Annotated in this window: 24 protein-coding genes and 1 pseudogene; 14 read left to right on the forward strand and 11 right to left on the reverse strand. The window is 50.6% G+C overall.

All coding sequences use genetic code 11. From position 1 onward, the window contains the following. Positions 1-12: 12 nt before the first annotated feature. A complete protein-coding gene (locus QZT18_RS13975; RefSeq protein WP_294148611.1) occupies positions 13-1,467 on the reverse strand; it encodes a 4-hydroxyphenylacetate 3-hydroxylase family protein in 1,455 nt (484 codons plus the stop codon). Positions 1,468-1,954: 487 nt separating this feature from the next. On the opposite strand from QZT18_RS13975, the gene QZT18_RS13980 reads away from it, so the two are divergent. From QZT18_RS13980 to QZT18_RS14015, 8 genes are all read left to right on the forward strand, one after another. Beyond that, the gene (locus QZT18_RS13980) at positions 1,955-2,284 is read left to right on the forward strand and encodes a NifU family protein (RefSeq protein WP_294148612.1); all 330 of its coding nucleotides are present in this window, start codon (positions 1,955-1,957) and stop codon (positions 2,282-2,284) included. Between the two features lie 10 nt (positions 2,285-2,294). After that, positions 2,295-3,167 (forward strand): MaoC family dehydratase, encoded by an 873-nt coding sequence (locus QZT18_RS13985; protein WP_294148613.1) that lies wholly within the window; start codon positions 2,295-2,297, stop codon positions 3,165-3,167. A 134-nt stretch (positions 3,168-3,301) separates the two neighbouring features. Next, positions 3,302-3,556: an acyl carrier protein gene (locus QZT18_RS13990; RefSeq protein WP_294148614.1), complete on the forward strand. Its 255-nt coding sequence runs from the start codon at positions 3,302-3,304 to the stop codon at positions 3,554-3,556. After that, on the forward strand, positions 3,553-4,635 hold the full coding sequence (locus QZT18_RS13995; protein WP_294148615.1) for an acyl-protein synthetase: 1,083 nt from the start codon (positions 3,553-3,555) through the stop codon (positions 4,633-4,635). The genes QZT18_RS13990 and QZT18_RS13995 overlap by 4 nt, the downstream gene beginning before the upstream one ends. Continuing rightward, positions 4,625-5,851: an acyl-CoA reductase gene (locus tag QZT18_RS14000; protein WP_294148616.1), complete on the forward strand. Its 1,227-nt coding sequence runs from the start codon at positions 4,625-4,627 to the stop codon at positions 5,849-5,851. The genes QZT18_RS13995 and QZT18_RS14000 overlap by 11 nt, the downstream gene beginning before the upstream one ends. A 24-nt stretch (positions 5,852-5,875) precedes the next feature. Then, positions 5,876-7,348, forward strand: coding sequence for an AMP-binding protein (locus QZT18_RS14005; RefSeq protein ID WP_294148617.1), 1,473 nt, complete (start codon positions 5,876-5,878; stop codon positions 7,346-7,348). A 110-nt stretch (positions 7,349-7,458) separates the two neighbouring features. Next, the gene (locus QZT18_RS14010) at positions 7,459-7,863 is read left to right on the forward strand and encodes a PaaI family thioesterase (RefSeq protein ID WP_294148618.1); all 405 of its coding nucleotides are present in this window, start codon (positions 7,459-7,461) and stop codon (positions 7,861-7,863) included. Positions 7,864-7,915: 52 nt separating this feature from the next. Continuing rightward, entirely contained in the window at positions 7,916-8,104 is a 189-nt protein-coding gene (locus QZT18_RS14015) for a DUF1266 domain-containing protein (RefSeq protein WP_294148635.1), read from the forward strand. Between the two features lie 191 nt (positions 8,105-8,295). Here QZT18_RS14015 and QZT18_RS14020 read toward each other — a convergent pair whose 3' ends face one another. Then, positions 8,296-9,492, reverse strand: a complete 1,197-nt coding sequence (locus QZT18_RS14020) for a pyridoxal phosphate-dependent aminotransferase (RefSeq protein ID WP_294148619.1) — start codon at positions 9,490-9,492, stop codon at positions 8,296-8,298. A gap of 412 nt (positions 9,493-9,904) precedes the next feature. Between QZT18_RS14020 and QZT18_RS14025 the strand changes: the two genes are divergently transcribed. Both QZT18_RS14025 and QZT18_RS14030 read left to right on the forward strand, forming a co-directional pair. Then, complete coding sequence (locus tag QZT18_RS14025; protein ID WP_294148620.1) at positions 9,905-10,810, forward strand: fumarylacetoacetate hydrolase family protein; 906 nt, start codon at positions 9,905-9,907, stop codon at positions 10,808-10,810. Between the two features lie 33 nt (positions 10,811-10,843). Beyond that, the gene (locus tag QZT18_RS14030) at positions 10,844-11,632 is read left to right on the forward strand and encodes an SDR family oxidoreductase (RefSeq protein WP_294148621.1); all 789 of its coding nucleotides are present in this window, start codon (positions 10,844-10,846) and stop codon (positions 11,630-11,632) included. 264 nt (positions 11,633-11,896) lie between these two features. Here QZT18_RS14030 and QZT18_RS14035 read toward each other — a convergent pair whose 3' ends face one another. The 6 genes from QZT18_RS14035 to QZT18_RS14060 all read right to left on the reverse strand — a co-directional run bounded on the left by QZT18_RS14035 (position 11,897) and on the right by QZT18_RS14060 (position 17,803). After that, positions 11,897-12,853 (reverse strand): LysR family transcriptional regulator, encoded by a 957-nt coding sequence (locus QZT18_RS14035; protein WP_294148622.1) that lies wholly within the window; start codon positions 12,851-12,853, stop codon positions 11,897-11,899. A 182-nt stretch (positions 12,854-13,035) separates the two neighbouring features. After that, complete coding sequence (locus tag QZT18_RS14040; protein WP_294148623.1) at positions 13,036-13,698, reverse strand: RraA family protein; 663 nt, start codon at positions 13,696-13,698, stop codon at positions 13,036-13,038. Positions 13,699-13,713: 15 nt separating this feature from the next. Continuing rightward, positions 13,714-15,066 carry an MmgE/PrpD family protein gene (locus QZT18_RS14045; RefSeq protein ID WP_294148624.1) on the reverse strand — a complete coding sequence of 451 codons (1,353 nt, stop codon included), beginning with the start codon at positions 15,064-15,066 and terminating at the stop codon, positions 13,714-13,716. A 71-nt stretch (positions 15,067-15,137) separates the two neighbouring features. Next, positions 15,138-16,259, reverse strand: a complete 1,122-nt coding sequence (locus QZT18_RS14050; RefSeq protein WP_294148625.1) for a 4-hydroxybutyrate dehydrogenase — start codon at positions 16,257-16,259, stop codon at positions 15,138-15,140. Positions 16,260-16,316: 57 nt separating this feature from the next. Beyond that, positions 16,317-16,640, reverse strand: coding sequence for a carboxymuconolactone decarboxylase family protein (locus QZT18_RS14055; RefSeq protein ID WP_294148626.1), 324 nt, complete (start codon positions 16,638-16,640; stop codon positions 16,317-16,319). A gap of 260 nt (positions 16,641-16,900) precedes the next feature. Next, positions 16,901-17,803 (reverse strand): LysR family transcriptional regulator, encoded by a 903-nt coding sequence (locus QZT18_RS14060; protein WP_294148627.1) that lies wholly within the window; start codon positions 17,801-17,803, stop codon positions 16,901-16,903. A 527-nt stretch (positions 17,804-18,330) separates the two neighbouring features. Between QZT18_RS14060 and QZT18_RS14065 the strand changes: the two are divergent. Then, positions 18,331-19,446: pseudogene (locus QZT18_RS14065) on the forward strand (hypothetical protein); the annotation flags it as partial. Between the two features lie 158 nt (positions 19,447-19,604). Here QZT18_RS14065 and QZT18_RS14070 read toward each other — a convergent pair. Beyond that, a complete protein-coding gene (locus tag QZT18_RS14070) occupies positions 19,605-20,936 on the reverse strand; it encodes an MATE family efflux transporter (RefSeq protein ID WP_294148628.1) in 1,332 nt (443 codons plus the stop codon). A gap of 93 nt (positions 20,937-21,029) precedes the next feature. Then, a complete protein-coding gene (locus QZT18_RS14075; RefSeq protein ID WP_294148629.1) occupies positions 21,030-21,608 on the reverse strand; it encodes a TetR/AcrR family transcriptional regulator in 579 nt (192 codons plus the stop codon). A gap of 226 nt (positions 21,609-21,834) precedes the next feature. Here QZT18_RS14075 and QZT18_RS14080 point away from each other — a divergent pair, with 226 nt between their 5' ends. Further along, entirely contained in the window at positions 21,835-22,365 is a 531-nt protein-coding gene (locus tag QZT18_RS14080; protein WP_294148630.1) for a GNAT family N-acetyltransferase, read from the forward strand. Between the two features lie 23 nt (positions 22,366-22,388). Beyond that, positions 22,389-22,910, forward strand: a complete 522-nt coding sequence (locus QZT18_RS14085; protein ID WP_294148631.1) for a GNAT family N-acetyltransferase — start codon at positions 22,389-22,391, stop codon at positions 22,908-22,910. Between the two features lie 26 nt (positions 22,911-22,936). Here the strand turns inward: QZT18_RS14085 and QZT18_RS14090 are convergent, their stop codons facing one another. Continuing rightward, positions 22,937-23,320 (reverse strand): DUF2809 domain-containing protein, encoded by a 384-nt coding sequence (locus QZT18_RS14090; protein ID WP_294148632.1) that lies wholly within the window; start codon positions 23,318-23,320, stop codon positions 22,937-22,939. A gap of 491 nt (positions 23,321-23,811) precedes the next feature. On the opposite strand from QZT18_RS14090, the gene QZT18_RS14095 reads away from it, so the two are divergent. After that, positions 23,812-25,728, forward strand: coding sequence for a DNA mismatch repair protein MutS (locus QZT18_RS14095; protein WP_294148633.1), 1,917 nt, complete (start codon positions 23,812-23,814; stop codon positions 25,726-25,728). Positions 25,729-25,814 lie beyond the last annotated feature (86 nt).

Below are 25,814 nucleotides of genomic sequence, written 5' to 3' on the forward strand. Positions count from 1 at the left end.
ATTGGCTCAGAATCAATCCTGGCTGATTCCGGCGATCTCCTTAGCCAGCTTTTTCTTCATTCCGATATTGCCCTGGCGGGCAATCATGATTCTCTGGGCCTGAGGGGAACCGGCTCCGTGCATGGATTCGGTGCGGTAGCCGACCGCAGCCGAGCCGAGTGTCAGGTTTTCGATCAGGCGCATCATCCGCATTCTGTCTTCCGTCGGCACGTCGTTCACTCCGCGGAAATATTTGTCTATGTATTTTCCAAGTTTCGGATCTCTTAAATCCTTCTCGGACGGGGCCGTAACCATCAGGCCGCCGGCAATATCCTCGGCCAGTCTTGCAATCTCATACGGAAATCTCGTAACGTTCTGTTTGCACACGTTGGCAAGGAGGAGATCGATGAGATAGTTGCCCGATTTTGTCGGGGTTCCCTCGGCCGAACATGCGATGCCGCAGCAGTAGAGCGTTTCGTTTAAGTGCGTCATCTCGATCAGTTTATCTTTTACATGGGATGCCCTGGCTGCGCCGTTGTAATCGGCTGCGGTTGCGGCGGCCCCAATCAGGACGTCGCCGACGCCTACCTTACAGCCGCCGTAGGACTGCCTGTGATAACCGGCAAAACGCTCCACTAATACGCCGGCAAACTCGGCTTCCCCATTGAGGAAAATGCGGTCATTGGGAATAAATACGTCGTCGAAAATGACTAGCGCTTCCATTCCGCCGAACCGGCTGTTGCCGACATCGATATCGGAGTCCTCCAGCTTTCTTGTATCGCAGGACTGACGGCCGACAATCATGAAAATGCCTTCCGCATCCGTAGGACATGCGAAGGATACGGCATAATCCCTGTCATCCGGTCCCATGGACTGTGTGGGCATAACAATCACTTCGTGGGAGTTTACAAAGCCGGTCTGATGAGCCTTGGCGCCCCGCACAACGATGCCGTCCGGCCGTCTTTCCACAACGCGGAGAAAAAGGTCGGGATCCTTCTGGGCGTGCGGAGCCAGGGAGCGGTCACCCTTTGGATCCGTCATGGCTCCGTCCACGGTGAGATCATTCTCCTGTGTATAAAGAAGGAATTTCTTGAAGTTCTCAAAATAATCCGTGCCATACTTTTCATCGATTTCATAGGTGGTGCTGTAGACTGCGTTGAAGGCATCCATTCCGACACAGCGCTGGAAACAGGCCGCTGTTTTCTGTCCGCAGAGGCGCTGCATTTTAACTTTTTTAATGAGATCCTGCGCACTCAGATGAATATTTGTAAAACGGTTAATCTTTTCCCCCGTCAGATTGGAGGCGGCTGTCATTAAATCTTCATATTCCGGCATCTGAGCCAAATCATATGTCATTTTTACCGAGTTAAGAGACGGACGCAGAATCGGATCGTCAACCGGATTCTCAATTTTCTCCCCAAACATGTAAACCTGAAGGTTTAATTTCCTCATACTTTCAACGTACTGTTCCCCTGTCATTAAAGCCATAATGATTCATCCTTTCCTGAATAAAAGTTAATAGTGTTTTATCTGACCAGATTAAAAGCAATTACCATGCCAAAAAATAAGCAGCCACTCGTAAAATTGGAAAAAGCAGCAAAATTCGGTTACTGCTTACAGCTAATGTCCCGCGAGGCGTTTTCGCGCGCATTTTGCGTGAAAATCCCGGGTTGCACGGCGCGACGCAACGAAAAGTACGCTATGCGGACTTTTCATTACAATCAACGGTGTTTTTTGGAGAAAAAAAGATTCTTTTTAAAGCGGTTGAAAAAGATTTGAAAACGGTAAGGGATTGTTGCAGAAATGCAACGATTGGATGGATGTTGCATTTCTGCAACACCAAATCTGCAACAAAGAGAGAGCATAAAACATTCATAGAGGAAAAGAGAGGCGAAATGGTGCGAAATATAACTGGCATGGAAATTGCTTATTATAGAGTCAGAATAAGTGAAGATAAAGACAGGAGGCAGCAGATATGGCTGAGAAGATGATGGAACAAATAGAAAAAGTGCTGGAACAGGATGTAAGACCCACCCTGCTTGCGCATGAAGGAAATGTGCAGATTGTAACTTTCGATGAGGAAACCAGGACACTCCGTGTCCGTCTGACAGGGCAGTGCTCGGGATGTCCATCGGCGCAGCTTACGACAGAGGAAGTAATTGAGAAAAAGATAAAAGAAAAACTTCCCATGGTGAAGCATGTTTTGCTGGTACACGAGGTAAGCGGCGAACTGCTGAATTTGGCCCGTAAAATACTGAACCATGAGTTAGGAGAGGGCAGGGGTAAATCCGGCTTGAACCGGTAGGGAGGCATTTATGGTAATCGGAATCAAGTACTGCGGCGGCTGTAATCCGCGGTATCAGAGGGAGGCGCTTGTAAAAAAGCTCAAAGCCCGTTTCCCATCCCATACATATGTGACATTAAGGGAGCAAAAGAAATGCGATATCTGGCTTCTCGTCTGCGGCTGTCCGGCCGCCTGTGTTTCCGAAGAGGGGCTGATTGCGGTAAAACAGCGCTTCCTGTTGACAAGCATGAAGGAATTTGTGGGTGTAGAAGATTATCTGGAAAAAGAGGAACAGAAAGAGAAGGAACGGGAAGAGAAGGAACAGAAAGAGAAGGAACAGAAAGAGAAGGAACGGGAAGAAAAGGAACGAAAAAAGGAAAAGGGTGAGAAGGAAGGACTGAGGGCAGAACTCCGGCAGGAAGATAAACAATATGCGGCAAGCGGTATCCGGTACCTTCATTTAGGCGAAAGCGCATCCTTTACAAAGACCTTTTATAAAGAAGACGCAGATAAATTTGCCCTCCTGACCGGGGACAGAAACCGCCTCCACACGGACAGGGAATTTGCTGAGAAACAGTGGTTTGCCCGCCCTGTGGTCCATGGTGTCCTGACGGCCAGCCTGATTTCCACGGTGATGGGTATGGTACTTCCGGGGCATGGCACGATTCTGATGAGCGAGAATCTGGAATTTATAAATCCCGTCTATTTTGGAGATACCGTCGAGGCCACGGTAACTTTCACTTCCTTCCGGGAAACGAAAAAGTTTTACGTTGGTGAATTTAACGGCGAATGTAAAAACCAGAGGGGGGAGACGGTGGTCACCGGAACGGCAAGACAGATGATGATGAAAACATTATTCTGCGTGGAAGGTGAAGAGAAGGAAAAAACGGAAGGCGGCATTTGAGGAGATGATGAATCTTTCCGGCATAAACAGCGGTCCCGGCTGTTTTATGCATGATAGAGCAGAAAATGGAGCTGAAAATATAAAAGTACGAAACTGTTGCCAACTAAAAGTACGAAATGGAAAAGGAGATCGCAATGAACAATCTTGAGAGATACAACAAAATTTTTATGGATGTTTTCAGGAAAAAGGAGGAGGAATTAAAGGGTCTTAAATACGGAGGCTTTGATCTCTGGGATTCCATCGGCCATATGGATCTTGTGGCCGAGCTGGAAGAGGCGTTTGAAATCAGACTGGAAACGTCGGATATGCTGGATTTGACATCTTATGAAAAAGGCATGGAGGTACTGGCAGAATATGGCGTTGTTATTGAGGAGGCCGAAAAAGCATGAATTATCAGGCAGTGCTCGATATGCCGCCGTTTGGGATGGCACAGGCCGAAAAGGAGCGGAGGCTTCTGCCCTATTTGAGCCTTCTGACGGAGCGGCACAGGGAAAAGTGCCGGGAGTATGCTGGGATTCTGAACGTACTGGGATACGGCAGGGAGAACGCCGGAGAACTTGAAAAACTGGAAGATCTTCCAATGATACCTGTCTCTGTTTTCAAGGAAAGCGGGCTCAGAAGCATCCCCGACGGCGAGGTTTTCAGTACGGTCAGGTCCTCCGGTACCACAGGACAGCGGCCTTCCGTGATTTCACTGGATCGCATGACAGCGGCGGATCAGCAGAGAACTCTTTCGGCTGTTGTGGGAGATTTTGTGGGTAACAGGCGGATGCCGATGCTTATCATTGATTCACCCGACGTACTGAAGGACAGGAAGCTGTACTCGGCCAGAGGCGCCGGAATTGTGGGATTTTCCGTTTTCGGAACCGGGAGAAAGTATGCCCTGAACCGTGACATGAGCCTGAATCTGGAGGCAATTGAAGCGTTTTTAGAGCAGAACAAGGGCGAAAGAATTCTTCTCTTCGGGTTTACCTACCTTGTATGGAACTATTTCTGCCTGGCTCTGAGGGAAAAGGGGATCCGCCTCGACTTTAATAACGGCTGCCTGATTCATGGAGGAGGCTGGAAGAAGATGAAGAACGAAGCGGTGACGGAGCAGGAATTCCGGGAAACGCTGAGACGGCAGACGGGAATCCGGCAGGTGCACGATTACTATGGAATGGCGGAACAGACGGGGAGCATTTATATGGAGTGCCGGTGCGGCCATCTTCATGCCAGCAGTTACTCGGAGGTTATTACCCGCAGAAGTTACGATTTCTCACCCTGTGAGATTGGGGAGAAGGGAATTCTTCAGGTAATTTCCGCGGCAGCCCAGTCGTATCCGGGCCATTCTCTTCTGACGGAGGATGAGGGAATGATCCTGGGGATTGACGATTGTCCCTGCGGCAGGAAAGGAAAATATTTTAAGGTGACCGGCCGGATAGCCGAGTCGGAAATCAGGGGGTGCAGCGATACATATGAAGGATGAGAGGAAGGAAGGGATCATCAGTGGGAAAGCCGGAGAACAGGTGGAAATTCCATTTTCCAATCAGGTCCTGGATTTCCTGGCCGGGCTGTCACGCCGTATCCGGAACGACCGGGAACTGGGAAGGGATGAGGAAATCCGTGCCTTTGGCTTCTGGTGCCGCAGAACCAATCTGGAACGCTTAAAGGAAACGTATTCAGGAAATGGAGTCCGGCTGGGCAGAGGCCTGATCTTTCATATCACACCGTCCAACATTCAGACGATGTTTGCCTGGTCCATGGCAATCGGGCTGCTGGCCGGCAATTCCAATATAATCCGCATATCTTCAAGGATCTCCGGAAACGGGCTGAAGCTGAAGGCGTTAATAGAGGATACGTTTGCATCGTCCGGGGAGAGGGAAACGGTCGGAAATATGGTCCGCTTTGTATCTTACGACAGCCGGGACAGGGAGCGGACGTCATATTTTTCTTCCCGGTGTGATATGAGAATCATCTGGGGCGGGGACAGAACCGTGGAAGAGATACGGAAGTTTCCTTTGAAGGCCGGAGCCGGTGAGATTTCGTTTCCCGACCGTACCTCTATTCTGCTTCTGAATACCGGGGAGATTTCGAAACTGGGAGAGGAGGAACTTGAAAACCTGGCCCACAGATTCTGTATGGACACCTACAGCATGGATCAGAATGCCTGTTCCAGCCCATCCCTGGTCTTCTGGGAAGACGGGACACAGGAAAACGTGCCATACCATGCCGGAACGCAGATAAACGGCAGGGCGGATCGGGTGAGGAAACGCTGGTGGGCGGCGGTGGAAAAGGCGGCGGCAGATTATAAGCTCACGGCGCATAAAGCGGCCGGGAAGTTTGGCGCCTTATGCACGGCGGCCATGGCATACAACAGTCTGGGGAAGATGTCCCGGTATGGAAATCTCATCTGGGTGGTGCCGGTGGAAAGCATCACGGAAGAAGCATCAGGGTTAAAGGGACAATTTGGCCTCTTCTATGAATGCAGGATTGAAACGCTGGAAGAACTGGTTCCTGCAATGACGGAAAAAATCCAGACCATGACTTTTTACGGATATCAGAAGGAGAGACTGCAAAGTTTTATCCGGGATAGGCGGCTTCGGGGAATCGACCGTGTGGTTCCGGCAGGACAGGCGCTGGCCATGGATTTGACCTGGGACGGAATGAATCTGATAGAGAGGCTGTCCAGGGAAATCACATAGCCGGGCAGGGGAGGACAGGATAGTATGTTAGGCACATTTTACGAAGAAAGACAGGAATTAAAAGACAGGCCAATGCTGACGGACGATGAGGGAGGCCGGGCATCGTACGGCGATTTAGATGATTTTTGCCGCAGGACGGCAGGCAGGATGAAAAGCAGGAGCCTGCTCTTTATCTTATGCGGAAACAGCATCGGTTCCGTATTTTCTTATTTTGCCGCTCTGAGAAACCGTATTGTCCCTCTGCTTTTAAACGGCCGTATCATGGATGACGAATCCCAGAGGGAAATGCTTGAAGGGCTGCTTAAAGACTACAGGCCGGAGTATTTTGCGCTCCCCGAAAAAGTCCTGGAAAAAAATAAGGATTTTTTTAAAGAGGCGCAGCCGGTGTGGAGGGAGAGAGGGTATGTCTGCCTGAGTCTGCCGGTAAACGGGGAACGGCAGTCCGGGGAGCCTCTGCATGAGGAACTGGCCCTTCTTCTGACCACGTCGGGCAGCACGGGCAGTCCGAAACTTGTCAGGCTGAGCTATAAGAATCTGAGCTCCAATGCGGCGTCCATCGCCAGTTATCTGGAACTGAGCCGGTCGGAGCGCCCCATTACCACACTCCCGATGAATTACACCTATGGGCTGTCCGTAATAAACAGCCATGCATTGGCGGGCGCGACGGTGCTTTTGACGGATAAAACGCTGTTTGACAGGGGATTCTGGGAGTTTGCCGACCGGGAAAAGGCCACCTCATTTGCCGGGGTTCCTTATACGTATGAGATACTGAAAAAACTCCATTTCACGGACAGTCCCCATCCCTATCTGAAGACAATGACGCAGGCGGGAGGGAAACTGCCGTATGAACTCCACCGCGAATTTGCAGAGTATGCGGCGGAAAACGGAAAAAAATTTATCGTTATGTACGGCCAGACGGAGGCCACGGCAAGAATGGGATACCTTCCCCGGCAGGATGCGCTTAGCCGCTGCGGCAGTATGGGAATCGCCATTCCGGGCGGTAAGTTCAGGCTGCTCGGGGATGACGGAAGGGAGATAGAAGAGGCCGGAGTGACGGGAGAGCTGGTTTACGAGGGGAAAAATGTGATGATGGGATATGCAAAGGACAGAAAAGACCTTTCGGAAGGCGATGACTGCGGCGGAATTCTATTTACCGGCGATATGGCGAAGCGCGATGAAGAGGGCTTTTACTATATTGAGGGAAGAAAGAAGCGGTTTTTAAAACTGTACGGCAACCGGATCAGCCTGGACGGCACGGAACGTCTTTTAAAGCAGAACTTCGGAGACTGCGGATTTGCCTGTACCGGGAATGATGAGGGCATGAACATTTTTATGGCTCCGGCCGGAGCGGAAGAACCGGGAAAAGAAGAAATTGTTCTTTTTCTGGAGGGGAAAACAAAGCTGCCCGGCAGATTATTCCGCGTGGTTATGGTGGAGGAAATACCCAAGAACGAGGTGGGAAAGGTGCAGTATAAAAAGCTGGAAGAACTCCTTTAAATCAGGTATGATAGACAGTATAAACATAACAGTACGGGACCCGGCCTCCGCAATCGCTTTTCTGAGGGGGCTGAGTCCTGAAACGATGTACCGGAAAAGGAGTGGCAAGAATGGATTACGCAGAACAGTTAAGAAAGACAAACGAAACCAATCATTTTATGATTCACAACAATATCACCGCCACCATGCTGACCGGGCAGGAGGCCCAGGTCACTGCGGCAATTACGCCGGTTTCCCTGAATGCGATGGAGAGCGTCCACGGCGGACTCATGTTTATCATGGCCGAGACAGCCGCCGGTCTGCTGACGAGAAACGACGGCCGCCGCCATGTCACGGTGAACAGCTCGTTCCAGTTCCTTAAGGGAACAAACCAGGCGGAGAAACTGATTGCAAAAGCAGTTGTAATGAACCGGGGGAGGAAGATCTGCGTCTGCCGTTCCAGCGTCATGGAACCTGGGCGCGATATGGTTCTGGCAGAAGGGGAGTTTACGTTTTACTGCCTGGATAACAATTAGTCCGCTTTCGGCGAAAGATACAAACCGTTGTTGACAAATTACTGACAAGTCTCTGGAGCTTGCAAAGGTGATCCAGTCAAGATTTTCCTCCTGGGATCAGTTTGTCAACAGTTATCTGGAAGGATACGCGGCCTGGGCCGGGGCGAAGGAAGACAGACGCGCCATTTACGAAGGACTGAAGACAAGCGCATTTAACCCGTTTGCAATCGACTGGAACCTGAAACTGGAGAAATCCTGGTAAGAAAAGTCCTGGCAAGAAAAACCGGTAAGAGGTAAGAGTGAGCAAAACGGGGACAATCAGGGGACTGGCCGTCCGGTTTGCCGGGAGCGATAAGAAAATAGGCAGATAGAAAAAAAGGGTGTAAAGTCGGGAATGACAATACACCCTTTTTGTGGGGGCAAAAATATAGCAGACGGCCGGGAACGGTGTAATTACATCATTTCCCCCGCGGTAAGCTTTTGTATGGCTTTTTCAAGCCGCTCACAGCCCTTCACGATATTTTCATAGCTGTTTGCAAAAGACATACGGAGGTATCCTTCCCCTTCCGGTCCGAAGACATCTCCGGGGACAAACGCCAGTTTGGCCTCATTTAACAGATATTCTGCAATTTCGGCGGAGGATTTTCCAAGTTTCTTTATGTTAATAAAGATATAGAAAGCGCCCTTCGGGCGGCGGCAGCTGATCCCCTCGATTTTATTAATGGCATCCACGGCGTAGTCGCGGCGTCTCTGATATTCGCGGACCATCTCGTTTACCTCATCCTTCTCATCGCGGAGCGCGGCGACGGCCGCCTTTTGTACAAAGGAAGTGGCGCAGGTGGTGTTGTGCTGGTGAATCTTATTGAGGACGGCGATCAGGCTTTCCGGGGCGGCGGCATAACCCAGCCTCCATCCTGTCATGGAATATGCCTTTGAAAAGCCGTTGAGGGTGATAGTGCGCTCCTTCATACCGGGCAGGGACGCGATGCTTATATGTTTTTCGTCATCAAAGATCAGGCGTTCGTAAACTTCATCGGCCAGAACGAGAAGATTGTGGTAGGACGCAATTTCGGCCAGCTCCTTTAACACCTTTTCGGAGAGGACACCGCCGGTGGGATTGTTGGGGCTGATGATGACCAGGGCCTTTGTTTTGGGCGTGATTGCGCCCCGGATTTCGTCCAGATCGATCTGATAGTCATTTTCTTCCCGAAGGTGATAGGAAACGGGGACGGCGCCCAGAAGCTTTGGTACATTCATATAGTTGATCCAGACGGGATCCGGGATAAGAATTTCATCCCCCTCATTCAAAATGCTGCAGAGCACGTCATAGACGGCCTCGGTCAGTCCGACGCTCACAAGGATTTCCGATGCGCTGCAGTCAATCCCGTTTTGGGTGCGGAGCTTTTCCGCGATGGCCTCCCTCAGTTCCGCGATGCCGAAGTTGGAGGTATAGAATACGTCACCTGCATTGATGCTGTCGATACAGGCCTTTTTAATATACTCCGGTGTGTCGAAGTCGGGCCTTCCAATCTCAAAATGGATTACCGGTTCGCCGGCCCGCTCCATGGCGAGCGCCTTTTCATTCATTTTACGGATGCCCGAGGGAGCCAGCCGGTTCATTCGTTCTGCAATCATTTCATTCATATCCATAATCAAATACCCCTTTCCTTTATAAGCGATTTCTGCAATACCCGCCATACGGCAGGCCGTCTGTTCTGCCTTTATTATACCGGCAGTAACGTGGATAAATCCAATACAAAAATTTATATGGGTGCATAAGTAAACGGGTATAAAAACGTTTCAAAAAAGACTATGGACAGAAAAGACTATAAGAACAGCAATAGAAGAACAGCAATAGAAGAACAGCAATAGAAGAACAGCAATAAAAGAACAGCAATAAAAGAACGGCAATCAAAGTGCGGCTATAAGAGAATGCTTATACATTTATACAAATTCAAGTCTTAGACAGGGATGCACTCCCGGTGTTATGGTTAAAACAGAGAACGGAAAGAGAGAAAATTCCGTATCATTAGGAAATCAATTCATATCAGGAGGTAATGTTATGAGGCTTGTAACGATTAAAAAAGACGGCGCGCAAATGGCCGGGATTGTCACGGAACAGGGCGTATATCCAATCAGGGAGCTCAATGCCAATCAGGGGACCGCGTGGGAATGCAAAATGTTCGATCTGATTCGGGAGCAGCAGATCCCTATCCTGACCGCCTGGTACAACCAGGGAGGAAAAGAGAAACTTGAGAGCATGCCGGGCCTGGTTCCGTCCAAAGAGGTTGAATATGGCCCTCTGTACCGCAATCCCCAGCGCATATTCGGAATCGGGTTAAACTATGCGGAGCATGCCGGAGATTTGGGGGAGAATGCGCCGAAGGGGTTCCCGGGCAGCTTCTACAAACCGGCCTCCACAATCATCGGGCCGTACGACAATATCGAGATTCCGGCGCTCCCGGAAGCGGAGAAGACAACGGCGGAAGCCGAGCTGGGCATTATTCTTGGAAAAGACTGCAAATTTATCGAGGAGAGCGACTGGGAAAATTATATTGCCGGTTATACAACGGTTCTCGATATGACGGAGGAGTCCATCATCCGCCAGAATCCCCGGTTTCTCACGATATCCAAAGGATTTGACACCTTTTTCAGCTTTGGTCCCCAGCTCGTGACGCCCGACGAGGTGCCGGACGTGCTGAAACTGAGGGTGCAGACCGTACATAACGGCAGAGTCCACGCTGAAAATGTGGTAAACAACATGACTCACAAACCGTCCCGCCTCGTCTCACTGGTTTCCCATCTTCAGGGATGGAAGGCGGGAGACGTCCTTTCCACGGGAACTCCGAGGGCGGTCCAGATAGAAGACGGAGATGTGGCGGAATGCCGTATTGACGGTCCGGACGGCTTTGCCATGGAGCCGCTTAAAAATCCCGTAGTGGATTTAAAGAAAAAAACAGGAAGATAAACAAAGCAGGAAAAATGGAAAGGAGATAATATTATGGACCTGGGATTAAAAGATAAGGTAGCCATTGTCTGCGCATCCAGTTCGGGGCTGGGCAAGGCGATCGCCACGGAACTTTGCCGTGAGGGAGCCAGAGTTATGCTGTTTTCCCCATTCGAGGAGCAGCTTAAAGAAGCTCAGGCGGAGATAGAAGAGAAGACCGGCAACAGGCCGGAGTATTTTACCGGAGATATTACAAAGGCGGAGGATATTAGGAAACTGGTGGTAACCACAACCGAAAAACTCGGCCCGGTTTACGCCCTGATGAACAACACCGGAGGCCCGGCCCCGGGGCCGTTTGACAAGTTTGGCGACGAAGACTGGCAGTATGCATTTGAGCTGTGCCTTCTTTCCTATGTCCGTCTTGTGCGGGAGTGCCTGCCGATTATGAGGGCCAACGGCGGAGGGAGAATATTAAATTCCACTTCATCCTCAGTAAAAGCTGTGCTCGACAATCTGATTCTCTCCAACACCTTCCGGATGGGGGTAGTGGGGCTTGCAAAGACCCTGTCCCAGGAACTGGGAGGTGACGGCATCCTGGTCAATGTGATTGGGCCGGGAAGAATCGGTACGGCAAGGATTGATCAACTGGATCGGGTCCGGGCCGAAAAAGCCGGAAAGACCGTGGAAGAGATACAGGAGTCCGCATTTGCCAATATCCCCCTGGGCCGCTATGGGAAGCCGGAGGAATACGGCAAGCTGGCCGCTTTCCTTCTGGCGCCCTCCAATACTTACATTACAGGCCAGACCGTGCTTGTAGACGGCGGTCTTGTCAAGGCGATCTAAAATAAGAAACATGAAGCGCGTTACCATTCACAGTCCTGCTGAAAAAGCAGTTCTATGAACAGTAACACGCTGCGCGATGCACAGAAACGGCAAAAAACACCTCGCGGGATATCGGCTGTAAATAGTAACTGAAGCGCTTCTAATACTGGGCCGCCCGTCTCCGGGACAGCGCCGTTCTTGTTCACGGTAACCTGTCGCGGGGACGGGCGGCTCAGCCAATTATAATTATTCCGTATCCTGCCTGCCGGTCTTACAGCGGCATTCTCACGGATTTACCCCTTCCAGCATCACGAATTTCATAAAATCTTCCGTCAGCACGGACGGAGCGGGCAGTTTCTTAAACGACAGCCAGATTTCACGTTCCGCCATCTCGTCACCCAGCTTATAATAGTTCAGTTTTCCACTCTCCTCCGTATAATCGAGAAGCGTATTCCGGAAAAATGTAATCCCCTGTCCGTTTTTTGCAATATTGTAGGCCGTCAGCATCTGGTCGAGGAAGAGGCTGGCCTTTGGCTCAAAACCGGCATGGCGGCACAGTTCCATGGCTCTCCTGTACATATCGTGCTGCTTTTTCAGAAGGAGGAACGGTTCGTCCTTCAGCAGAGACAGGTCGGCGGCAGGAATGCTTTTATCGAGAAAACTCAGATCCCGTATCTGGGAACTGGTGATCCGGTATGGTTCCAGCTTTTTATTTACCTCAAAGAGGGCGGGTACGGCGAGAAGAATATATTCTTTGCCGAGGGAGACGGACTCAAAGGTCTGCTGATCCAGGGACTCCACATCCACAATCAGATCCAGTTCCCCCGATTTCAGCCTTTCCTCCATCTCCGTGATGCCTGTTTCAATCAGATTGATGGTACAGTCGGAATTGTGCCGCTGATAGCGTTTGATCATGCCGGGGAGGACATAGGTGCAGAAGTAGGCGGAGCTTCCGAGATTCAGCGTGCCGCTCCTGATTCCCGCCTCTGAGGCGAAATACAGTTCAATCCGTTCTTCAATAGCGGCGATTTCCCCGGCGGCCGCGATATAAAATTCCCCGGCCGGAGTGAGGGTGACGGGAGTGACGCTTCGGTTAAACAGGGGAACGCCGTAAAGCTCGGACTCCAGCTTTTTTATCGAGGCGCTCAGGGCAGGCTGGGAAATAAAGAGCTTCTGGGCGGCCTTTGAAAAGCTGCCTTCCTGCCAGACCGTATAGACATATTCGTAGTTGCGGTTTTTCATGGGGATACCTCCTGCCAGCTCGATTACAAATCTGAGTTTTATTATAAAGTGAAACCGGCAAAAATGCAATCGGACAGAGGCAAAGGGAGGCCGGGACACGGTGTTTTTGTTACGGTCACAGGCAGAGAGACAGGCAAAACGGAAGTGTCCGCCATCGAGGGAAATTACAGTAAACAATACCTTTATGCCATGATTTGTCTGGCTTCGGCCAGAGATTTCCCAAGGCGTATCATCTCCGTCATTTTCGCTTCCTTTGCAGCGATTTTCCCGGCGGCCTCAAGAACGGGCTTTAAATGTTCCGCCGGAACCGCAACGGCGCCGGTCCGGTCGATCAGGATCAGGTCGCCCGGCATGATCTGCACATTCCGGATGGAGACAGGGACATTGACGCCCTCTGTCTCGATATCGTAAGCGCTTTTGACGGGAGAGGTTCCGCCGCAGAGAACGGGGAAGTTCAGTCCGGCGATCTCCTCGGCATCTCTCAGACAGCCGTTTGTAATCTCGCCGGTCACTCCGCGCATCTGTGCCCGCAGAGCCAGAATAGCCCCTCCGGTGCAGACGTCCGTGATATCTCCCATATCGATGACAAGCAGATCGCCCGCCTGTGTCTGCCCGTCAATGACCGCTCCCTGGCGGGCCAGATTATTACCGTCCCAGGGAGTGCGCCTGCGTATCTGCCGGATGGTAAAGGCAAAACCCGCCGCCGGGGGCTGATCTGCATTCAAAGGGGCGAGTCCCAGAATGGCGCCTCTGGCAAGTCCGAGGCTGTCCATTGCATCGGAAATATTACCGGTGGGAAATTGAATATAAGAGCCAATCCAGTATTTTTTTTCTTCTAATGTCATATAAAAGGTTCCTCCTTAAAGCAGGCTGCAAAGCACGTTAAGCCGGTCTGCCTTGTCAAGGTTCATGATTTCGCGGTAAATGGCCTCTGTCCTTTCGGTACCAAGTCTCGGATTCAGGATTTCTCCGTATTTTTCAAAGACCTCTTTTTCGGATTCGTCCAGATTCAGCTCATGGCCCAGCAGATAAGTGGAGTTCGAGAATTTCCGCCCGTCCTTTAAAAGGATCGTAGCCCTGCCTCCCCGTGACGGTGTGAATTCATCATTGGGGATCATCTCCATCCGATCGAGCAGATGTAAAACATCGGGATTTTGGACCGCCTCGTCGGTGAAGGTCTCCATGGTCACCCGGCCGAATACAATCTGGGCGGCTGCCGTGAACGGAATACTGAACTTGCCCTCCAAACCCGTTTTCGGATGGGTGATACCCACCAGGCGGATGGCGCGGGGATACGGTTCGAAGACTATTTTTTCGATTTCTTCCGGTTTGATCTGATGTTCCGCGATCATTTTTTTACAGTTGATGATGCCGCTGTGGGTTGGGGCTCCGCAGGGATACCGTTTAAAGCGCAGCTCATGGATTCCAAAAGGCCCGGACAGCCGTTCCATCATTTTTTCCGCGGATGCATTGGCAGACAGACCGCTTAAAAAATCGGTGTCGAAAAGGTCGGCCCTGCCGGTAAATCCCTTCTTTGCAAGAAGCGCCGCCATAAGGCCGTTCTTAGCCGCCATTCCGGCCGCCATCGGCTTTGCCATGGTGCCGAAGTTAAGCTGGATGCCGCTCATGAGGCCTGCCGAGATTCCGAAGGCATTGCACATCTGTTCCGGCGTCAGTTTAAGGATTGCACCCGCGGCAGCGGCAGCGCCGAAGATTCCGATCGTGCCCGTGGCATGAAAGCGTCCGATATTATAATGCTCCGGCATGACGGCGGCGGAGACGGCCACCATGATCTGCATCCCGTTAATGGAACCGTTTATCAGTTCCATCCCGGAGGCTCCGGTTATCTGTGCGGCCGCCAGAGCCGCGGGAAATACGGGGGACGACAGGTGGAGGGAAAGGAAATCATGGATATCGTCAAAGTCGATGGCATGGGACAGGGTTCCGTTGATCAGGGCGGCGTAAAGCGGGGAAGTGCGTTTATTCTGTCCAATCAGGACACAGTCTCCCGAGGCATGTTCCTCGCCGGCCATATCCATCAGAAGGCCGGCGGATTTTTCTTTGCAGCCGGAGACGGCGGCGGCCAGCCAGTCTAAGAAGGAGAGCTTTGTCATGCGCAAGTCCTTTTCAGTCAGCTGCTCGGTGTGATCGCAGACGGCATATTCGGCCATCCGCAGAGTATAGAACTTGTCTTTTCCTATTTTTTCTTCCATTAAAAGACTCCTTTTACGGTAATGATGACGGTACTCCATGCAAAGGAAGGCACCGAATCGTTCAGTTACGTTTATAAATACAGTCCCCGGTATATTTGAAGGACATGTCCATAATCAAGCGGTACAAAATTATTGTTCATCAGCCTTGTCTGTCCGGTGACGACCTCATCCGCCCAGCGCGCAAGCATATCGTGATCCGCTCCGTATTCTTTCAGTGTTTTACAGCTTAAGATTCTGGAAAGCAGTTCGAACATTCTGTCAAATGCCTCCGGAGCCGGACAATGAAGAATACGGCCGATTTCCTCCTCGAGAAGGCGGATGGCCCCGTCGCGGCGGATGCTTAAGTATTCGCGGATAACCCCGGCAAAGACCGCATAATTGGCCTCGCCGTGGGGGACGTGGAAGGTGCCGCTTAACGGATAGCTCATCGAATGCACGGCGCCGCATCCTGCGGTTCCAAAGGCCAGCCCGGCAAAGCCCGAGGCGGTGAGGAAATCACCCAGCAGCGGAAGTCTTGCATCGGGACCTTCCTCTGCGATTTTCAGATATCCGTTCAGAATCATTTGAACCGCCCGGTATCCGAACAGTCTGGTGTAGTCCGTAGCCTTCGGTGACAGGCTGGATTCCACCGCATGGATCAGCGCGTCGACGGAGCTGGTGGCAAAGACCTGATAGGGCAGTTTTTCAAGCAGTTCCGGAACCATCACAGCCTTGTCTGCATACAGCGCGTCGCCTGCAAGTCCGATTTTCGTATTTTTTCCCGGAAAGGCGAGAATGGAAATATTCGTCATTTCGGATCCGGTTCCACAGGTGGTGGGAACGAGGATCAGTTCCTTATCCCTGACGACGGGCAGCTCCCCGGCGTAGAGTTTTTCGATGGGAGAGGTATGTTTGAGGGCCAGTATTTTGGAGATGTCGAGGACGGTGCCTCCGCCGATTCCGATAATCCGGCGTGGAGGCGTCATTTTCCGAATATCGGAGATCATGGCCTCCACCATCCCGTCGCTCGGCTCGCCGAGACCGTATTTTTCCTGATAGATGACGTTACAGGGGAGAGCCAGCGATCCAAAAAAGGGCTGGTAGATAAATTCGTTGGTGATAACCAGATCTCCCTCGCCAAGGGAAAATGTCTCCGCAAATGAACGGACATTTTCAAAACGGTGAAGCTCCGGCTTAAAAATGATCTGCAGCATTGGTAAAGCTCCTTTCGTTAAATGATGTATCGCTGCCGTTTCCACTGTGTGCAGCAATTATTCCGCGTCTTCTTCCTGGAAAAATTCATCCAGCGTCAGCATGGCCATACGGAATGACGGAAATCCGCCCATTGTGAGGACCTGCTCCACCGTAGCCAGGATTTCGCGTTTTGTCGCGCCGAACTGATGGGCCAGTCTGGCGTGGGCCAGAATGACCGGTTCCTGTTTCAGGATGCATGCCATAGCCACGTTGATAAGTTCACGGTATTTGCGTTCCAGGGAATCGTTGTCGTTCACGAGATAGGTGCGCCACTCCGTAATGCGGTTGTTGAGCTCAGGGTCCAGTTCCCCGAGGATAGTCCAGTGATTGCGGTTTGCCATGATAAAAACCTCCTTTAAATTCAGTATTTGTATTTTCTGATTGATGGTTCACCCGGGAAACCGGCGTTGTGACTGTCTGACGGTGAAACAGGCTCTCCGGAAAAAATCCAGGGAGCCTGTTTCACCGTGATTGTCCGCCCGTCTCTCCGTTTAAGGTCATTTTAAAGGAGAATACAGCGGTTGTAAAATATGGAATAGTGATAAAACCATAGGAGATGCCTATACTAAATCAAATTGCCGCGTGTCGTACATGGAAACTGTCATCTTGCGGACTGGGCCAGAATTTCCTTAATCAGGGCATCCACGGCAATCTCCGGCTTTCTCTTTCTGTTTGTCAGGACGCCGAAGTGGATTTCCGATGCATCCGTTATTTCCAGAGGGAAAATGGCTCCCGTTTTGACATAGATATCGCCCAGCAGCGAGATGTCGGGACCGAATCCCACCGCTTCCGTCTGCATGACAAAATGTTTGATGGATTCCGGATTGTGGGTGGTTGAAAGGATATTGGGGGTACCGTACTGGCTGATTTGTTCCAGACAGTAGCGGTGCAGGGCAAAATCATTCCCATACAGGAACAACTGGAACGGCAGCAGCTCCTTGAAGGTGATTTTCTTACGGCCGGCCAGCATGGACTGGGCGCCGACGTAGGCCATCAGCTTTCCGTCGAACAGGGACTGGAAAAGCAGCTGGTTCTCCCTGTCGAGGTGCTTCTTTCCGTGGAGGGCAATCAGGCCCAGGTTTACCTCGCCTTTGAGACAATCCTTCACCGTCTTTTCCGTGCCCTGCTCGCAGATGCGGATGGAGACATTGGGGAAAATGCGGCGGTAGTCTGAAATGACCCGGGGCAGCAGCACCGAGCTTAAGCTGGGAATCACTCCGATGGTGACCGTGGTGGTGAGCTGGCTGTAATCGCTGGCCGAAAGTTTTTCTATCTCACCGACTTCTTTTAGAACCTCCCTGGCATGGGCAATGACCTGAAGGCCGATCTGAGTCGGCACCGCTCCTGTCCTGTAACGGTTGAAAAGGGTGAGATTCAGCTCCTTTTCCAGGGCGGTGACCGCCTGGCTGATGCTGGGCTGGGCGATAAAAAGACGCTCGCTGGCCAGCGTAAACGAGCCCGTGTCCGCAATCTCTATAATGTACCGTAACTGTTCCAAACGCATTGTTGTTTCCTCCTGCAGCCGGCAAGAAATGGAAGATTTATCCGCCTTGCCCGTCCTGAACCTGATCTATAATGTATCTGTAACGTAATAATCTAACTATAACGTATTGTGAAAGGGAAATGCAAGGAAAATTTCTCTTTAAGATAGGCATTGCCTATATCTGTATATAAATTAGATATTTTACACGATTAGGGTTAAGGGATATACTATAGTCAGTCAATGAGACGGTATTACCGAGTATCCGGAGATTCGCATACCGCATTGGTAGGTATAAACTGAAAACGAGAGAAAGAGAAAAGACTAACATCACGAAGGAGAAAACACTATGACTTCCCTTATCACAGCACCATCGCTATGGGCACTTGTGCCCATGATACTTTTCCTGGTTCTGACACTGCGGGGCAAAAACTATACGCTCAGTGTCGGAATTGCAGCCATACTCGGCTGTATCCTGATGGGACAGGGGCCTGCGGAATTTGCGGGCATTCTGGTAGACAACCTGGGGGGGAACCCTTGGCCAGGTCGGCCTCATTATTATGTTCGGCAGCGGTCTCGGCCTTGTCATGGACGCCGCCGGAATCAACGAGGTAATTGTAAACTTTGTAGTAAAGAAAATCGGTGTCAACAGCGAGCGAAAAGGAATGTTCGCCTGCTACCTGGTTTCTCTTATTATGGTGGTCCTGATTGGAACGCTGAACGGCGGAAATGCCGTGGTGGCGCCAATCATTCTTCCCATCGTGGCAGCAGCGGGGCTGACGCCGACAACCGTCTGCTTCCTGATGTTTAACGCCGGCCTCGTGGGCGTTACAATCGGACCGTTCTGTTCCGCAGTGGCGGCGGCGCTGGGCGTCAGCGGCCTGAGCTACCAGGACTACATGCTTTACTCGGCAATTCCCTATTCACTCGTATGGACTATCGTCAGCTTTATGATTGCCATCAGGATCCAGAAGAAGACAAAGACGCAGGGAGAGAAATATGAGGCGGTGGAGATTCCGACGGAATTTCACGCAACCGTCCGCCAGCGCAATGCCTGTATCGGTTTCCTCACCGCTTTCGTTGTCTGCCTTATCTACGGATTGATTGCCGGCAGCACAATGAAATACGTAATGTTTGTCATCCTGTTCCTCAGCGCCGTTGTGGGCTGCTTTATAAAACAGCCGTATGATAAGACGATCGCCCTGTTCGGCCGGGGCATGGGAAAGATGGGCGGCATGTTCCTTTCCTTCCTTCTGACCGGCGTTATGATTGATACAATCAGCCTGGGAGGAGGCTGGGAGGCGCTGTCCGACCTGATTCTCCACATCATAGGCTCCAACGGCAAATACCTGCTGATGGTGATTGCATCCTTTGTAGGAGGATTCGGCGTGGAGGGCGCAGTGGTGACACAGATGCAGATTATCCAGAGTGCGTTCTGGGATATCGCTTCCAATATGGGTATTCCGATGACGGCATGGTCCATCGTACTGATTGCAGCTGTGCGCATTACCTCCATTGTTTATCCGTCGGCCAACTATGCGGCACATCTCGGCTTTGCCAGAAGTGAGAACATGAAAACCCTGCTGGTGGCGGGATGGATTACGGCCGCCATCATGATGGCATTCGTGCCTGTCTGGGGATTTGTAGTGATTAATTTCCTTTCATAACAGATATTACATAAGTCCCCTATTATTTTCTTGAAACAACGAAAAGCACGCTTCGCGAACTTTTCATTGCCGCTCAATTAAAGAAGAGGCGGTGCATCTTTCCGGTGCACGGCCTCTTCTGGTATGTATGGAAGTGGAAAGAGGCGGCCGGTATCGGGTTATCGGCCCGAAGCTGCGGCACTCGAAGCCAACTGGGATTTAAAAACGAGTCCGGCGATGACGGCGGCGAGGATATGGCTGATTAAAACTGCGGTCCATATTCCGGGAAGCCCGAACCCCGCATAGGAGAAAAACCATGACAGCGGCATACGGACAACAATGTAATATAAGACCATGCATACCATGCTTTTTAAGGGTTTTCCCATTCCGTTGACGGCGCCTAAAAAGCAGTTTGTAATGGTATTTAAAACATAGCCAATCCCGACAATCATAAAATAGCCTCCGACGATCTCCGAAACGGCGGGGCTGTTAACAAACAGGGCCGACAGACTGCGCGAGAAACAGACAATAATCAGGGAAAGAACAACCAACAACCCGCCGCCGAAGAAAAGTGCGGTTTTCAGATAATCCTTTGCGCGGTCGATGCGCCTGCCGCCGGTACATTGGCCGACAATTGTTGTTAAAACCATGTTGAGCGCCATAGCGGGATAGAAGAGAATCGTCTCCAGTTTGCCGGTAATACCGTAAGCCGCCAGCGCGGTGATGCCGTATCCGCTGACAAGCGCGGTTAAAAAGCCGGTGCTGAAGGCCGGAATACTCTGTTGAAAAGCAGCCGGAATCCCTTTTGAAAAGTAGGGGGCAATATACTCTCTCCGAAACGCGGACAGGCGGAAGGCAAACAGCTTTTTGCGGAACAGGTAAACGAGCATTGCCAGCAGGCAGACGCTCTGCGACAGTATCGTCGCAATAGCCGCGCCGGAAAATCCCAGAAAATGGATGAAGATCGGATCGAGTATGGCATTCAGCACGGTGCAGAGCAGCATGGCCGCTGCCTGAAAAACCGAATTGCCGAAGCTCCTGAGTACGGCGGTGAAATAGCAGTACAGATAAACCGCCAGATAGCCCAGGAGATAGACTGCCAGATAATCATAGGCCATCTGAAACGTTTCCGCCGGAGTTTTTAAGAAGAGTAAGAGCGGTTTCAGGGACAGTTCGAGTCCGGCTGTGATAAACAGTGCAAGAAACACGGAGATAATGAGCGATGTGGCAATCATATTTTCCGTCTGTTCCTGTTCTTTGGCGCCGATTGCATGGGAGAGCAGAATCGCGGTTCCGTTTGTAATGCCCATTGCAAATGAATTTAAAATCAGGATAATGGGAGTTGAGTTGGTCAGCGCCGCATATGCCGTTTCTCCGAGAAGGTTTCCAATCCACAGACTGTCGACCAGATTGTACGTCATGTTCAGAAACATTGCAGCCATCATGGGAAGAGCCATAGCCAGTAAGCAGCGCCGTGTGCTGCCGTTAATAAAATCGATTTGTGTCTTCATAGAGTGACTCCTTTCTTAAACATGAATGAATATCATTCACTTAAACTGCTTTTTATATCCCCGCCATGATGCGGGGATGCTGCCGGATAATAATTAGTCTTTGGATGCAAATAAAATGTCATTAAAAAATTTTTTGATACGTTTGACGCGTTCTTCTCCCGGAATCTCCGTCTGCATCAGCATGCCGAGCTGGCCATATACGAAGAAAGAAGCGGCAGTCAGAGTATCTTCAAGATGCACCTCACCGCACTCATTCGCCAGGTCAAACTGAGCCTGGACAATGGGAAGCATTTTGGCACAGACGGCCATGGAAAGCTGGTTGTGTATCTTTTTTCCCTCCGGTCCGTGACAGAGTTTATAAGTATAATTGTCATTTTTCTCCGTATCCAGGAAGGTCGGCATCCGGGTAATCAAATCCTTAAGTGTTATTTCACCGTGGTTTAAAATGGAGGCCATCCGGTCTGCCAGCGTCTGTGCATACTGGTCGATTGCCGTGTCAAACAATGCTTCCTTAGAGGGAAAGTAGCGGTAGCAAAGTCCCTGCGCCACATTCATCTCTTTTGCGATATCGGAAATTGAAGTTTTTTCATATCCTTTTTCGTAGAATAACCGGGTTGCGGTTTCTAATATTTCCTGCCTTCGTTCCTCTGGTTCCTTTGTGATACGAGGCATATATCCACCTCCTTTGAGCTCAGGTTAAGAATAACACAAATTACCCTGCATGTCAATGAATCATATTCATTCGAAATTTCTTAAACAGGGAGGGGGAGACGGCGGCCCGTCGGAACCACAGTGGACGGGGAGGAAAATATGTGCTAGAATTCGCTTAAGGATAATGGGAAAAACATTTACAGCGGCGGGGCAATGCCCTGGCCGGAGGTTATGACGGGAGGTTTCTATGGATATTCAATTAAGAAAATGGCGGCAGGCAGATAAAGAACGGCTGGTGAAAATTTGCAATGGGACGGACCGGAGCTACCTGGCGGACAGACTGCCCTTCCCGTACACGGAGAAAGACGCCGACTGGTGGATTGGAATGGTCGGGGAGCAGGACGGCAGGACCGGAATATTCCGCGCCATTGTTGCGGATGGCGAGTACGTTGGAAATATAAGCATAGAGCAGAAGAGCGATGTCTACCGCCGCGACGGAGAGATAGGATATCTGCTTTTAAGTGACTGCTGGTCCAGGGGAATTGCTACGGAAGCGGTCCGGCTGATTTGCCCGATTGCCTTTAAAGAACTGGATATAATCAGAATAACGGGACAGGTATACGAACCGAATGAGGCGTCCAAAATGGTTCTTAAAAAGAATGGGTTTATTCATGAGGGAACGCTTAAAAACGCGGTGACGAAAGACGGTCGGATTTATAACCTGTGTATATTTGGAAAATGCATTCAGGAGCAGGAGGAAAACGCGGTAAAACTGTAAGAGAAGGGGAGAGGGGAATCGGTATGCTGATACGAACTGCGAAAAAGGAAGAACTGGAAAAGGTTGTTTTGCTTTATAATTCCATGATTGACGGAATGCAGAACGAAAAGTATAAACCCGGATGGAAGAAGGGTATCTATCCGGACGAAAAATTTGTTCAAGAAGCGATTGAAAAGCAGGAACTGTATGTCGGTATTTCAGATGGTGAGTTTGTCGGAGCCATGGTGGTGAATCATGAGGCTGCCGGGGCCTATGAAACCGTTGAGTGGAAAGCCGCCGCAAAGCCCGGGGAAGTGACGGTCATACATGCCCTGGGAATATCACCCCGGCATCAGAGACAGGGACTGGCAGGGGAAATGGTAAGGGATGCCATTGACCGCGCTCCCGAAAACGGACAGAAAGCAGTCCGTCTCGATGTGCTGGCAGGCAATGTTCCGGCACAGAAATTTTATCTGTCATTAGGATTTGAATACCGCGGTACGGCGCGGCTGTATTACGAGGATACGGGACTGACGGAGTTCCTGCTGTACGAATATGTAGTTTAGATAATGACGGCTCCCGGGCGGATCATTCACGGCCCTTTTCTCCTTTCCAGCAGCCAGACAAGGAGGCAGCCGGTGAAATAGCAGAGAATATCCCCGACATCGAAGGTGGAACCCAGAACAATCATGGCTAACCGGTAATGTTCAAGCCCCAGCAGTCTGCCCAGGTGGAAATACTGGAGAATTTCAACGGCCACTGCGAAGAAAAATACATACCAGATCATATTTTTCTTTCCATAGGGGTGCACAACCCTCAAAAAGGTGTAGATTAATATTGAAACCAGTATATCTCCGACATAGGGGCGGATAAAGCGGTCATGGACGTAGATGCCGATAAACAGTTCGATGCATAAAAGGACGAGAAAGGCGCCCAGGTAGCGCAGACGGATGATGGTCGTGTTTTTTAAATTCATAAGTTACCTCCCTAAGTGCTCATAGTATATCACGAAATTTGTTGGATTTATAGTTTTAGGATTATTTTCCATTTGACAGAAGCAGTTTAGTATGATATATTACGATAAAATAAATTATGATCGTGAGGTGTGTGTTTGTTAAGTGTGTTAATTGCAGGAAAAGCAGCAAAATAGTTGCATAAAGAGCGGCAGTTTCTGGCGTCTTACGCTGGAAGTCTACCCTTTTATCGGCATGTCTGTGGCCGATGAAATCTGCATTTACCACCACTTCATACACAAACCTGAGGTTGAATTGAAGGGAGCGGTAGCTCCTTTTTTCATTGTTCAAATAATGAAATACTCCGGTCAAGCCGGCGGAAGTATTCAGCCTCAATATCTTTATGGGTATAAGTCTGTGAACGTGGGTAAACGCGGCCATAGGCTTATTTTATTGGTGGCAATGAAAAGTTCGCGAAGCGTGCTTTTCGTTGTTGATTACAGGAGGAAATACTTTGAACAGAGAATTTGAAATATTAGAATTTAATCATATATTAGAGCAATTAGAAGAACTTGCATACACGGAAAAAAGCAAGGAAAAGATCAGGGAATTGAAACCATATCTGCGGGAGACCGATGTGAAAGTGGCTCTGCGGGAGACGACGGAAGCCAGGAAGATGCTGGATGCTCTGGGGAATCCGCCTCTGGTGTCACTGGATCAGGTGGAATCGCTTTTAAGTACAGCGGAAAAGGAAGGATGCCTGACGGCGGAACAGCTTGAATATATAGCGATCACACTGACCGCGGTGGAGAGGCTGAAAGATTTCCTGTGCCGGGGAAAATATCTGGAACTGGGCCTGGCGTATTACGAGACGGATCTTGATCCGATGACGGATATCAAAGAAGAGCTGACGGCGGCCGTCCGGAATAACCAGGTTCAGGACTATGCCAGCAAATTCCTGAAGGACACGAGAGAGCTGATTGCAAGAACGGAAGAAAAGATGCGCACAAAGGCGGAATCCGTTCTGAAAGCCAATAAAGATGCCGTGTCGGAGCAGTTTATAACATCGCGGAACGGACGCATCTGCATCCCGGTCAAGAAGGACTGTAAATTCCGTATTCCGGGAATTGTAATCGATAAATCATCCACCGGCTCCACGCTGTTTGTCGAACCGGTTTCCGTGGCAAAGTACGGAGAGGAGCTGCAGCTTTTAAAACTGGATGAGGAGAACGAGGTCAGAAGGATTCTCTATACCCTGACCGCGATGGTAGCGGACCAGAAAGAAATGTTTTACCAGAATATCAGAATCATAGAAAAACTGGACTATATTTTTGCCAAGGGAAAACTGAGCGCCCTTCAGGACGGAAGTGTTCCTGCCATAAATCTGGAGCGGAGAATTCGAATCAGAAAAGGACGCCACCCGCTTCTCGACAGAGAGGTCTGCGTGCCTCTGGATTTTGAGATAGGGGGAAAGACAAGGGGCGTCATCATCACGGGACCGAACACCGGCGGAAAGACGGTTGCCATCAAAACGGTGGGGCTTTACTGCCTGATGGCCCAGTGCGGCCTGCACCTTCCATGTGAGGAGGCGGATATCTGCATGAACAGCCAGGTGCTCTGTGATATCGGAGACGGACAGAACATGACGGAAAACTTGTCCACGTTCTCGGCCCATATTACAAATGCACTCGATATTTTGAGGAAGGTAAACAGAGACAGCCTGGTGGTAATGGATGAGCTGGGCTCGGGAACCGATCCGGCCGAAGGAATGGGAATTGCGATCGCCATTCTGGAAGAACTCAGGAAAAGCGGCTGCCTGTACCTTGTTACAACCCATTACCCGGAGGTAAAACAGTACGGTGAGACTGCGGAGGGCGTTTTAAATGCAAGGATGGCCTTTGACAGGGAAACCCTGAAACCCAAATACCGCCTGGAAATAGGCCGGGCCGGGGAAAGCTGCGCTTTCTATATCGCAAAGAGCCTCGGCATGCCGGACGACATGCTGCAGAGGGCAAGCCGGGCGGCTTATGGAAAAGAGCTTCAGATGGAAAACCGGGATCCGGGCCCGGGACACTTGACGCGCCAGTCCGCCCCTGTGCTCCAGAAAGAGAAACTCATCAGGAAAAACCAGGCGGATGCGGACGCCTTCAGGCTGGGTGACTGTGTCATGGTGTATCCGGACAAAAAAACAGGAATTGTGTGCTGCGCCGCCAATGAAAAAGGCGTGCTCCAGGTCCAGATGAAAGATAAAAAAATTTGGATCAACCATAAGCGCATCAAGCTTCACGTGGCGGCCGCAGAGCTTTACCCGCCGGATTACGATTTTTCAATTATTTTCGATTCCGTGGAGGAGCGCAAGGCCAGACATCAGATGGAGCGGAAATACTGTGGGGACATGACGATTGAAAAAGAGGATCGACAGGGAGTGTAAAAGTATCATATCATGAAAAAATAGGGATTTTATTGAGGAATGAGAACGCCGCCGGGACGGTCGGGGTTCGGGATGGTGAGAGGGAG

It is taken from the genome of uncultured Clostridium sp. (assembly GCF_900547735.1).
GTDB lineage: Bacteria > Bacillota > Clostridia > Lachnospirales > Lachnospiraceae > Otoolea.